At 32.1% G+C, this 11,062-nt stretch carries 13 protein-coding genes and 1 other annotated feature; of the genes, 9 read left to right on the top strand and 4 right to left on the bottom strand.

The features are described from left to right. The 9 genes from EI71_RS10415 to EI71_RS09595 all read left to right on the top strand — a co-directional run. A partial coding sequence (locus tag EI71_RS10415; protein WP_211321105.1) for a hypothetical protein occupies positions 1-259 on the top strand: 259 nt, incomplete at its 5' end. A 117-nt stretch (positions 260-376) separates the two neighbouring features. Beyond that, entirely contained in the window at positions 377-1,546 is a 1,170-nt protein-coding gene (locus EI71_RS09630) for a tetratricopeptide repeat protein (protein ID WP_119017015.1), read from the top strand. 47 nt (positions 1,547-1,593) lie between these two features. Continuing rightward, positions 1,594-2,163, top strand: coding sequence for a hypothetical protein (locus tag EI71_RS09625; protein ID WP_119017014.1), 570 nt, complete (start codon positions 1,594-1,596; stop codon positions 2,161-2,163). A 188-nt stretch (positions 2,164-2,351) separates the two neighbouring features. After that, positions 2,352-2,777 carry a 50S ribosomal protein L11 gene (gene rplK, locus EI71_RS09620; RefSeq protein ID WP_119017013.1) on the top strand — a complete coding sequence of 142 codons (426 nt, stop codon included), beginning with the start codon at positions 2,352-2,354 and terminating at the stop codon, positions 2,775-2,777. 76 nt (positions 2,778-2,853) lie between these two features. Continuing rightward, positions 2,854-3,543: a 50S ribosomal protein L1 gene (gene rplA, locus EI71_RS09615; RefSeq protein ID WP_119017012.1), complete on the top strand. Its 690-nt coding sequence runs from the start codon at positions 2,854-2,856 to the stop codon at positions 3,541-3,543. A 10-nt stretch (positions 3,544-3,553) separates the two neighbouring features. Beyond that, positions 3,554-3,678: a sequence feature (ribosomal protein L10 leader region), on the top strand. 16 nt (positions 3,679-3,694) lie between these two features. Further along, positions 3,695-4,195 carry a 50S ribosomal protein L10 gene (rplJ, locus tag EI71_RS09610; RefSeq protein WP_119017011.1) on the top strand — a complete coding sequence of 167 codons (501 nt, stop codon included), beginning with the start codon at positions 3,695-3,697 and terminating at the stop codon, positions 4,193-4,195. 42 nt (positions 4,196-4,237) lie between these two features. Next, complete coding sequence (gene rplL, locus EI71_RS09605) at positions 4,238-4,612, top strand: 50S ribosomal protein L7/L12 (protein ID WP_119017010.1); 375 nt, start codon at positions 4,238-4,240, stop codon at positions 4,610-4,612. A gap of 89 nt (positions 4,613-4,701) precedes the next feature. Further along, positions 4,702-5,307, top strand: coding sequence for a class I SAM-dependent methyltransferase (locus EI71_RS09600; protein ID WP_119017009.1), 606 nt, complete (start codon positions 4,702-4,704; stop codon positions 5,305-5,307). Between the two features lie 109 nt (positions 5,308-5,416). Further along, positions 5,417-6,271, top strand: a complete 855-nt coding sequence (locus EI71_RS09595) for a hypothetical protein (protein WP_119017008.1) — start codon at positions 5,417-5,419, stop codon at positions 6,269-6,271. Positions 6,272-6,300: 29 nt separating this feature from the next. Here the strand turns inward: EI71_RS09595 and EI71_RS09590 are convergent, their stop codons facing one another. From EI71_RS09590 to EI71_RS10270, 4 genes are all read right to left on the bottom strand, one after another. Beyond that, entirely contained in the window at positions 6,301-6,816 is a 516-nt protein-coding gene (locus tag EI71_RS09590) for a GtrA family protein (RefSeq protein ID WP_119017007.1), read from the bottom strand. Next, a complete protein-coding gene (locus tag EI71_RS09585; protein ID WP_119017006.1) occupies positions 6,803-7,759 on the bottom strand; it encodes a glycosyltransferase family 2 protein in 957 nt (318 codons plus the stop codon). Before EI71_RS09585 ends, EI71_RS09590 begins: the two co-directional genes overlap by 14 nt. Beyond that, the gene (locus EI71_RS09580; RefSeq protein ID WP_162849946.1) at positions 7,756-10,623 is read right to left on the bottom strand and encodes a YfhO family protein; all 2,868 of its coding nucleotides are present in this window, start codon (positions 10,621-10,623) and stop codon (positions 7,756-7,758) included. Before EI71_RS09580 ends, EI71_RS09585 begins: the two co-directional genes overlap by 4 nt. A gap of 188 nt (positions 10,624-10,811) precedes the next feature. Then, positions 10,812-11,062, bottom strand: a 251-nt coding sequence (locus EI71_RS10270; RefSeq protein ID WP_211321104.1) for a hypothetical protein, incomplete at its 5' end; no start/stop codon positions are given.

Genomic DNA, 11,062 nt, shown 5'->3' with positions numbered 1-11,062 from the left:
TCAAGTCTTAAATACATTACTAACATATGTAATGTTTTTTAGCAATGTCATAAATATGAAGGCTGTAGGAAAAGCAATAAGAAAAATCAAAAAACAAATAAGAGAAAAGGTACTATTTTGGTTATATAGAATAAGCGATGGAATAAAAGGGGTTATTTCATTTTTTAGCAAGGACTTAATTTCAATAATTTACCCTAAAAGAAATAAGCGAAGACGAGATTTGTGGACTGTAATGGGGGTCAGATTTGACATCTCCTAAAATTGACAAAATTTCGTATGAATTTAAAAATGGGGAAACTCAAAACAAATTCCTATATATTGTATTTTTTAAGATTTTAAGGTAAAATAAAGTAATGAATTGCGAGGTGTTTACCCTATGGCAGAATACGTTATTAACCAATATCGTGGTGTATTTAAAAGAGCCGTGGAATTATATGAATTAGAAAAATTCAAAGATTCTTTTTTACTATTTGAAACTGTTGTACAAAATGATCAGGCTAATTATCAAGCGTGTTATTATCTTGGAGAACAGTTATATTATGGAAAAGGATGCCCAAAGAATGTAAAAAGAGCGTTCCAGTTATTTATGACTGCCGCTTCAAATAAAATTACAGATGCTGCATATATGGTAGGTATGTGCTACTTAGAAGGTAATGGTATTAACCAGGACTCAACACAGGCTGTTGCGTGGTTTACCGAAGCTGCAAAATATGCACATCCATTAAGCCAGTATTATTTAGGCTTAGCATATATGAAAGGCGAAGGTATCACTAAAGATATCCCAAGAGCTGCCCAGTGGTTAGTTCACTCTGCAAAGGCTGGAGTAATTGAGGCTCAAAGGGATGGTGGCCTTTGTTATGAAATGCTTGGCAAATTCAAGGGTGCTGCAAAATTATTCTTAGCTGGTGCTGAAAATGGAGACCCGTTATGCCAAGAAAAGATTGCCGATTATTATGCAGAAGGTAAAGGTATTTTACAATGTACAGAATTATCTGTTCACTATATTCAGCTAGCTGCAGAACAAAATAATCCACATGCCCAGCTTAAGCTTGCGAATCGTTATAGCTTAGGTGATGGTGTAAGATTAGATAAAAAAGTTGCATTTAACTGGTATCAAAAGGCAGCAAACTCAGAAGATCCTGCATCTATGAATGCACTTGCGGAGTGTTATCACTTAGGTGATGGATGCTTAAAGAATGATGCCCTTGCTATATCTTGGTGGCAAAAAGCTGCAAATAGTGGTAATACTCCAGCTATGATTCACTTAGCTGAAAACTTAACAGAACCAAGTGATAAGAATATCGTACAGGATTTAGTTACAGCAAAATATTGGTGGAGTAGAGCAGCTGAAGCTGGTGATGCATACGCAATGTATCGTTTGGGTGACTGCCTAGAACATGGTATTGGTGTATCTGTAATAAATCTAGAAGATGCATTTAAATGGTATAGACTTGCATCCCAAAATGGTAATGAAGAAGCAAGTGAAGCTACAAAACGCTTCTCAAGAAGTATAACTGGTAAGGTAAAGATTAAGAAGGTTGCGTAATTGCAACCTTTTGGTATTTATAAAAAATTAATTTTGAGGTGTACATTATGGGAAATGAAAAAAGTAGTGCTTTAAAAAAGGTAATAAATGAAATAACAAAAAAAGCAGGAAAAGAAGTAGCAGAAAATGCAGGTTCAAATATATATGCCGAATTAATCAAAAATGGACTAGAGTTTTCTAAAGAAGCATTAATTTATGTAAATGATTTACAAGGCCAAATCAATGAACTGAATCGTGAACAAAGAAATGTTAGAAATCAAAAGATAGCTTCTTTACAAAAACAATTAGATGTTATTGCAAATATGCTTCAAGATCCAAATTTAACATATGAACAAAAGATTGATTTAATTGACCGAATGAATGAACTTCAAGAAAAAATAGATGCTGAAGTTGATAAGAGTATAGAGGCTGAACAAGAAGAAAAAGATAGACGAATAAACGAAAGAAAAAAGGTTGGACAGGTTACTCTTGAAGTTGTTACTGGAGTTATCCCTTTTACTACAGCATATAGGGCTATAAAGAAGAAAACTCAAAATAAAAAATTAAATCAAATAGATGAAAATAAAGCAACTGAAATACTAGAAAATGAAGATATAAAGAGCATTGAATCTAAATAAAATAAGTATTCATTATAGTGATTTTCAAAGTGTGAAAAAACTTTTTAAAAAAACTAAAAAAATAAATTGACTATGAATTTTCATTTTGATATAATGTAAAAGCATGCGTATGATTACGCGAGGAGTGGGAGGACTTTGTCCAAAAGTCTGTTTGACCACATCATTGAAAGAAGGAGGAAATTTATAAAATGGCTAAGAAAGTTACAAAAGTTGTAAAACTACAGATTCAGGCCGGTAAAGCTAATCCAGCTCCACCAGTAGGTCCAGCTCTAGGACAGGCAGGAGTTAACATTCCAGGATTCTGTTCTCAATTCAATGACGCTACAAAGGATAAGATGGGCTATGTATTGCCAGTAGTAATCTCAGTATACGAAGACCGTTCATTCACATTCGTAGTACATACTCCACCAGCTGCAGATTTATTATTAAAGGCTGCTGGTATTCAGAAGGGTTCTGAGAATTCAAAGAAGCATACAGTAGCTACAATCACTAGAGCTCAGGCTAGACAGATTGCAGAAATGAAGATGCCTGACTTAAATGCCAATGATATTGAGGCTGCTACAAACATTATTTGTGGTACAGCTAAGAACATGGGTATCGTAGTTGAAGGCTAATTAATTTGGTTGTGTAAAACAGCCTAAAACTTGTGGGAGGAATTCCCGCTTTAACCACATTTTAGGAGGAAACAATATGAAGAGAGGAAAGAAGTACGTTGAAGCAGCAAAGCTTGTTGAAAAGACTAAGGCTTACGATGTAAAGGAAGCTTTAGACTTAGCATGCAAGACTTCTACAGCTAAGTTCGATGCATCTGTTGATGTATCCTTCCGCTTAAACATTGATCCACGTAAGGCAGAACAGAATATCCGTGGTGCTATCGTGTTACCTAATGGTACTGGTAAGACTAGAAGGGTATTAGTTATTTGCCGTGGAGCTAAGCAGCAGGAGGCTACTGAGGCAGGCGCTGATTATGTAGGCGAAGCTGAAATGATCAATAAGATCAATCAGGGCTGGTTCGACTTTGACGTTATCGTTGCTACACCAGATATGATGGGTCAGTTAGGTCGTTTAGGACGTGTATTAGGTCCTAAGGGATTAATGCCAAACCCTAAGACTGGTACAGTAACTATGGACGTTGCTAAGGCAGTTAAGGAAATCAAAGCAGGTAAGGTTGAGTACCGTCCTGATAAGGTTGGTAACATCCAGATGACTATCGGTAAGGTATCATTTGGCGCTGACAAGCTAGCTGAGAATTTCAAGACTGTATATGATGCTATTATGAAGGCTAAGCCTTCTACTATTAAGGGTGCATATGTAAAGAATATTTCTGTTGCATCTACAATGGGTCCTGGCATCAAGGTTTCATCTGATTCCATTAAGTAATATCAGATAATTAGAAGTACAATTTAAGCCGAAGACAGTAGGTGGGTATAATACCCTTAATCTCCTACCGAGGAATTAAAAGAAGAAAGTGAGATCCTCTTTTGCCTCGGCAGAAGAGGATTTTTATTTCAAATATTTATGGAGGTATAAAATGAAGGAAAGCATTTTAGCTAAACAGGAAGAAGTTAAACTTGTTTCAGAAAAAATGAAGAACTCAGCTGCATTCGTGGTATTCAAGTATCAGGGATTAACAGTTAAGGCATTCCAGACTCTACGTAGAGAATTACGTGCATCTGGTGTAGAAGTTTCTGTAATCAAGAACAACATTTCTACAAGAGCAGCTAAGGAAAATGGATATGATGCAGTTACTGATGCATTCTCTGGTCCAGTTGCAGTTGCATTTGCTAAGGATGATGTTGTTGCTCCAGCTAAGATTTTATTCGCAGCTAAGAAGGAAGAAGAAACAAGCAAGCTTGAAGTAGTAAAAGGTGTAGTTGATGGTGATGTTTATTCATTCGAACAGCTACAGTTATTGTCTCAGTTACCATCTTACGAAACATTATTAACTCAGTTAGCTGCAGGTATGTTAGGTACAGTTTCTCAGTTAGCAATTGGTTTAAATATGTTAGTAGAAAAGGGACAGGAAGCCTAAATTTTAATTAAAAAATAATTTATTATACGGAGGAAAAATAAAATGGCTAAGTTAACAAAAGAAGTATTTATTGAATCTTTAAAAGAAATGACAATCCTTGAAATCAAGGAATTAGTAGACGCTATGAAGGAGGAATTCGGTATTGACCCAACTGCAGTTGCTGCTGCTCCTGCTGCTGGTGCTGGTGCTGCTGCTGCAGCTGAACAGACTGAGTTCGACGTAGTATTAGCTAGCGCTGGTGCTGCTAAGTTAGGCGTAATCAAGGTTGTTAAGGAAGTAACAGGTTTAGGATTAAAGGAAGCTAAGGATTTAGTTGACAACGCTCCAAAGCCAGTTAAGGAAAAGGTATCTAAGGCAGAAGCTGAAGAATTAAAGGCTAAGTTAGAAGCTGCTGGTGCTACTGTTGAAATTAAGTAATTAATAATTCAGAGATACTAGTAAAAAAAGACATTATAAATTGGGCTTAAGGGGTCTTAAGCCCTTTTTTCTTAAGGTTTTAAGGAATTATGGAGAAGAACACACATTATTATTCAAAAACGCAAGAAAACGTAAAATCTAACCCTAATATCTATACATTTAATTTCCATGATTATACATTTCGTTTCCATACGGATTCTGGAGTTTTTTCAAAAGAATATATCGATTATGGAACATTCGCAATGCTAAAGGCATTTATTCCAAATGATATCGATGGAGATATCCTAGATATGGGTGCAGGTTATGGTCCTATAGGTATAGTTTTATCCACATTATATAAGAAGCATGCGGTAATGTGTGAGATTAACGAAAGGGCCTATAACCTTAATTTAAAAAACATAGAAGAAAACAAAGCGGATTGCGTTGTTTTCAATAGTAACCTTTATGAAGCAGTAGAAGGAATGGAATTTGCATCCATTATAACAAATCCACCAATTCGTGCTGGAAAACAAACTGTATTTGCTATCTATGATGGCGCATATACTCATTTAAAGCAAAATGGTGAGCTTTGGGTAGTTATTCAAAAGAAGCAAGGCGCACCATCTTCTAAAGAGCATTTAGAGGAATTATTTGGTAATTGTGAAATCATTACAAGAGATAAAGGTTATTATATTTTAAAATCAATAAAGAAGTAAAATTAGAGCAAGAAATGAAATATACATTTCCATTTCCTTGCTCTTTTTTTGGCATATAATTCCTCTTGAGTTAAAATAGTATTGCAATTAAAAATTGGAGGAGAGAAAAATGAAAAGATTTTTTAAAGCAGCAGCTGGAGCTTTATTTGCGTCTACAGCACTTATGGCACTTGCATCATGCCAAAGCAATCAGGATGAATTTGTGGTTGATAAACCAACCCCAAATAAAGATGCAATACAGATTATAGGTGATGCCGCATTCTATGATTATGATAAAGAGCATGAGGGTAAAACTTGGGAGGATTTCGGATATAAGGCATATACTTATATTATTGAGGAAAAAAGAGATACACTTCGTTTAACTAAAAAAGAAACATTAGATTTTGAATCATCTACTTTAACCTTAGAAGAATATATTTATGAAAAGGATGAAAACGAAAATTATCAAAAAAAGGGTAGCCTAAAGGCAAGTCGTTTTTTTAATGATTCAGGGAATTCTACCTTTATCTTTGATATTTCTTTTAATGAGTGTAAAATTCCAAATTCTTCTCTTAAAATAAGTGGAGACTTAAGTGCATACTTTGGGCGTTATGAACCTATTGTTTATATGAACGATTATGCAACAATGGTTGTTTTTAATGGTATTCCTCATTCATCCACTGAGGTTTATGTGTTAGAAAGTGAATCCTATCTTTATTATGCATATGATAATGAAATTGATGTATATAAAAATGATCTTATGAGTACAGCGTATATGGAAGATGAAAATTCTACTATTGGAATTAAAGTTGAGTACTTCACTACTAGTAAAGAAGCAGAAAAGACTACCTTAGATGGTAGAGTTGAAGTCAATATAAATTTCAGGACATATTCATATGCTTCAAGACATTATTTATATGAGGATATCCTTTCAGAATACAATACGTATGCATTAGCTAAATACTTTACTATAACAGAAGCATAAAAGAGAATAAATAGAAAAAGGGCTGAGAATTATTCCTCAGCCTTTTCGTCTTCTATAGACTCACTTGTATCTTTAACTTTTTCTTTCTTTTGGTTGAAAACAAATAGCTTTCTACCAATATAATTCATAATTAAAACAATAATAGTTAATACTACCTTAAATACCCAGAACCATAGCTGAATATTATGTAAGAACCAGAAATCAAATAATACATTATCGTGTAGTGGTTCAGATAATCTCATACCTAACCAGGTAATACCAAAACCAATTAAGGATAATACTACAAATTTAAAGAATACATAAAAGCTTCTTTGCTGGTCTTTTGTAATATAACGGTATACAAATTTTTGTAAGAACCAATTGGTAAATAATCCAGCTGTAAAGCCTGCAGCTGTATAAATAAATACAGCTAGATTTACCTCAAGGTTTTGACATACAAAATTCTTAAATGCCCAAGTGACAGCATAATCTACTAATGTAGCTAAGCCTCCTACGATTAAAAATCTTAGGATTTCTAAGCCTAGCTCTTTTTTATTCTGCTTCATTTTCTTCAACTTCCTCTAAATTAGAATCCTCTTCAATATAAATTGGTCTTCTTTGAGTTTGTTTTCTAACATCGTATAATAGACGGAATAAGTAGAATAAAACAATAAATAGGATTAAGAATAAGCCATCGATACGGATTGGATTCCAATCAAATGCGTAATAGCTATTTGCCTGTACTGCATTATAAATTCCTTTACCTGTATCAAAACATAAAAGGAAGAAGACAACCCATGCTGCAACCTTAGGAATATATTCATAGAATCTAGAGAATTCTCTCATACCTAAAATAGCATAATGGAATAGCTTTTTGAAATTCCACTTTGTTGTACCAGCACTACGCTTTGCATAATCAAATTCAATAACCTTCTGACGGAAGCCTACAAAATGATAAATACCTTTAGTGAATCTTTCATGATCCTTAATAGATAAGAATGCATTTACTGCCTTTTTATCTAATAAGCAGTAATCTCTAGCACCCTGAGCCATGCCCTTATCCTTTGTAACGAATGCATATACCTTATAGAAGGATAAGCTAAAGAATGCACTAAGTTTAGATCCACCATGACGATTCTTTTGTCTTGTGAATACTAAATTATATCCTTCCTCATGGCTCTTTAATAATTCGGGAATTAAATGTGGAGGATCCTGTAAATCGACATCCATAATAATTGCACAATCTGCTTTAGCTTTTTTTGCTGCTTCAAGTCCTGCATACATTGCAGCTTCCTTACCAAAGTTTCTTGAGAAGGATAAATATTTAATTCTTTTGTCCTTTTCTGCTAAAGACATCATAATCTCTAAAGATCTATCCTTAGAACCATCATTAACGAAGCATACATTATAATCATAATCGCCAGTTAAATATTTAATAACCTCATTGTAATATATTTCAATGGTTTCTTCCTCATTATAACAAGGAACCACTATAAATACTTTTTTCATTCTATCACTCTTTTCTTTTTACGAACCCATATAACAACAGTAGGGATTAAAATACCTGCATATATTATACAGCCTACTAAACTTAATTTACAACCCATACTCCATCCTTCTGGAATGAAATTAAGAGTTAAATCCACATTTGTAACTCCCTTAGGAACAACAACACCTAAGAAACCGCCATCGATATTAATAGTTTTAAATCCAACTTCATTATTATTAATAATCCATTCATCAGAATAAGTATAACCTGTTTTAATAATTCTTGTAGAATTGCCATCTGGCATATCTACTTTAATAGTCATTTTTGAACCATCAAGACTAAAGCTCTTATTTGTATAAGTGTTTTGTTTTTCAATGAATTCATCATATACTTGATATTTATATGCATAGATTCTTACAGTTTCTACTGCATCTTTTTTAGCTTCCATTAATAAATATTTATAATTTTTTATATCGTCATCATAAAAATGATTATAGTGTAACTGTGTTAAAGAAGTATAATTATTATCTAGAGGGATTTCATTAGTTAAATACATAAATCCATGTGTAAGCTCTCTAATATTACTATCTGTTGGATACACCATATAAGCATCATAATTTCTAAAAGTATTATTAAGATTAGATAAATCATAAACATAATATCCATTATCTAATTCTTCTTTAAAAAATAATGTACTTGTCACACATAAAGATGAATAATGACTTGATAGTTCGATATTATCGATATAAGGCATATCTAATTCACTATTTTCTATAGGTAAGTATCCATAGTTTAATATTGCTGCTTGTTTTGTGAATGGGTTTAATTTATTCTTATCCTTCATTAGTTCATCATAAACAATAAATGGAATATCATCCTTAAGCATATAATACTTTGTGGAATCATTTTCCTTTTGAGTTAAAGTATAATACTTTTCAGGTAAGGATATATTTTCATTTGTAATAACATATTTAACATTAAATACAGGAGAAGAAATTAAAGAATAACCACCATTAAATGCTCTACTCCAAGATCTACAAGGTTCACCATAAATATCTTCTAATACAGTATTTAACGGAGTATTATAGAAGGATTGGAAGAATCTACCAAAGTTCGCATCCTGAAGCTGTATATTTACATTTGTAGTTTCTCTACCAAAGATAGTATATAGATTTGTTCTATATCCATCTTTTATATCATAATTATAAATTTCCTTCATTGTATTAATTCTTTGCTGATTTGTTTCTTTTGCTGCATAATATCTAGCAGTAGTATTATCTACATTGGCAAATATAATTACAGTTGCAAAAACAAATTCAGCAAAAATTAATATAGGAACTGCTCTTTTATGAATTCTATCTTTACCCATCATCTTTTCTGTTATAGATAAAAGAAGAACTATTAAATATAAGGAAACTGAAATAAGTGCAGGAATTAATAATAAATAGAAATAATTACCAGTATTCTTATAATGTATAAAAATAGATGGACTAAAAATTAAAACATAGATTAAACAACATACTCCTGCAAGGATTATAAACAAGGAAAAATATTTACTAGTCTTAGATTCTCCTAAAGAAAAATTATTTTCATGCATTGCGATCGCAACACCATACAGATTCAAGAAATATGGAATAAAGAACCATCTTAAATATGGTTGAGTATTAAATCCAAAAATTACACAGAAGATAGGTATACATAATAAAATATTCATAAGTAATACAAAATATTTTAATCTTGCATTATATTTACCCTTTGTAAAGAAGAACTGTACTAAAAAGATTAAACCACCACAAGTCATATATAATGTGGCATGCTCACGAATATAATCTCCTGCTTCAACTAAGCATAATTGATGTGGATCATTAGGAATAAACATATTCATCCACTGTGTAAAATAATGTCTCCAAGAAAAGTTAACTAATGTTCCACCCTCTTTATTAAAGTACCAATAGGATTCAAGGTGTGCCTTTAAAACTGCTTCATCCTTTGGATTAAATAGGGATACAAGGATTAATTTTAAAGAAGCTTCAGTTCTTGATGTTTGGTGCATAATATAAAGTGCAGAAGGCATTAAAATAAATGCTCCTATAACAACACCTAAAAGAATAAAGAATAGGAATTCAAAGAATCGAATAAAGAATTCCTTCCATCTATACCAATGAGATTCATTACTATTACCTAAGGTGGCAGTCATTGTTGCAACAAAATATATAGATGCGAATGCTAAAAGCATATAGGCAATATAAAAATCATATAAAACAACTAAAAAGGCATAAATAGGTAATGTTAAATAATAAAAGCTTTTCTTTTCAATACATAAATCAATCAACAGCATTGCAAGTGGTGCATAAAAGCATATACCTAAATATACAGGGAATATATAATAAGATTCTGTTGTACCACCGCAAAATAAGATTAATGCGCAAAGGAATGCTACCTTTGTATTAAATTTTCTTGCGAAAGTATAATATAAAAGTAATGCTCCCGCAACAGGCCTCATAAAGTTCATAATACAGTAGGCTGTTTCGTTTTCCATAAAGAAGGATAACAAGAACGCAATAAATGTGAATATATCTAAAGGAATATAATATGCAGCGGAGAAGAAGGATACACCACCATATAGACTCCTATCATATAAAGATACATTTCCACTCTTAAGCTTATCAAAGAATCCGGATACATATGGATAATACTGTATTAAATCATCAGAATTCATATGTAAGAATCCACCATTATTATCGGTATATACCATAACAAAAATAAGCACAATTATGAATAAAGCTAAAAGTACCATAAAAGGATACCACTTATTTTGCCAAAAGAAATTCCATCCCCTATTTAATTTATATTGAAGTGATTTTTTATTATTTACTGCTTCCATAACTCTAATCCTCGTTCTTAAAAATACAATCATAGATTGTCTTTTTATTAAATTGTATTTATTATACCATAAATAGATATCGATTTATACTTTAAATTAAATTTGAATGTGATACCTGAATTTAGGATTTACCCCTAAAATGGGTAGTTAAGAAATGATAAAATCCACCAAATTGGTGGATATAAATGTTAATAATCAAGCTCGGTTTGAAATAGTAAATCCATATCTTTTTTTGAAAGATATACATTACCTAATTTCGATAAACCGAGTTTTTCTTTTATCTTTTCAAAAGTTCTACTCCATGTAGAATTGTTAATATAAGTTAAGTCATAATTTTCAGTGACATTATATTGCCTTACAAATTCAAATAATTGTGCAGCAGGTATTTCATCTTCAAATACTTTTAATTCTAATAATCTCATTAATGTAAGTGATATAT

The sequence above is a fragment of the Anaeroplasma bactoclasticum genome, from assembly GCF_003550015.1.
GTDB classification, from domain to species: domain Bacteria; phylum Bacillota_I; class Bacilli_A; order Acholeplasmatales; family Anaeroplasmataceae; genus Anaeroplasma; species Anaeroplasma bactoclasticum.
Note: the sequence above shows the minus strand (reverse complement) of the source record. Positions and strands in the feature narration are given on the sequence as shown.

Bases quoted from the DNA above. Each gene is read 5' to 3' on its own strand.
- EI71_RS09630 (WP_119017015.1), top strand. From the start codon at position 377: ATGGCAGAATACGTTATTAACCAATATCGTGGTGTATTTAAAAGAGCC.
- EI71_RS09625 (WP_119017014.1), top strand. From the start codon at position 1,594: ATGGGAAATGAAAAAAGTAGTGCTTTAAAAAAGGTAATAAATGAAATA.
- rplK (WP_119017013.1), top strand. From the start codon at position 2,352: ATGGCTAAGAAAGTTACAAAAGTTGTAAAACTACAGATTCAGGCCGGT.
- rplA (WP_119017012.1), top strand. From the start codon at position 2,854: ATGAAGAGAGGAAAGAAGTACGTTGAAGCAGCAAAGCTTGTTGAAAAG.
- rplJ (WP_119017011.1), top strand. From the start codon at position 3,695: ATGAAGGAAAGCATTTTAGCTAAACAGGAAGAAGTTAAACTTGTTTCA.
- rplL (WP_119017010.1), top strand. From the start codon at position 4,238: ATGGCTAAGTTAACAAAAGAAGTATTTATTGAATCTTTAAAAGAAATG.
- EI71_RS09600 (WP_119017009.1), top strand. From the start codon at position 4,702: ATGGAGAAGAACACACATTATTATTCAAAAACGCAAGAAAACGTAAAA.
- EI71_RS09595 (WP_119017008.1), top strand. From the start codon at position 5,417: ATGAAAAGATTTTTTAAAGCAGCAGCTGGAGCTTTATTTGCGTCTACA.
- EI71_RS09590 (WP_119017007.1), bottom strand. From the start codon at position 6,816: ATGAAGCAGAATAAAAAAGAGCTAGGCTTAGAAATCCTAAGATTTTTA.
- EI71_RS09585 (WP_119017006.1), bottom strand. From the start codon at position 7,759: ATGAAAAAAGTATTTATAGTGGTTCCTTGTTATAATGAGGAAGAAACC.
- EI71_RS09580 (WP_162849946.1), bottom strand. From the start codon at position 10,623: ATGGAAGCAGTAAATAATAAAAAATCACTTCAATATAAATTAAATAGG.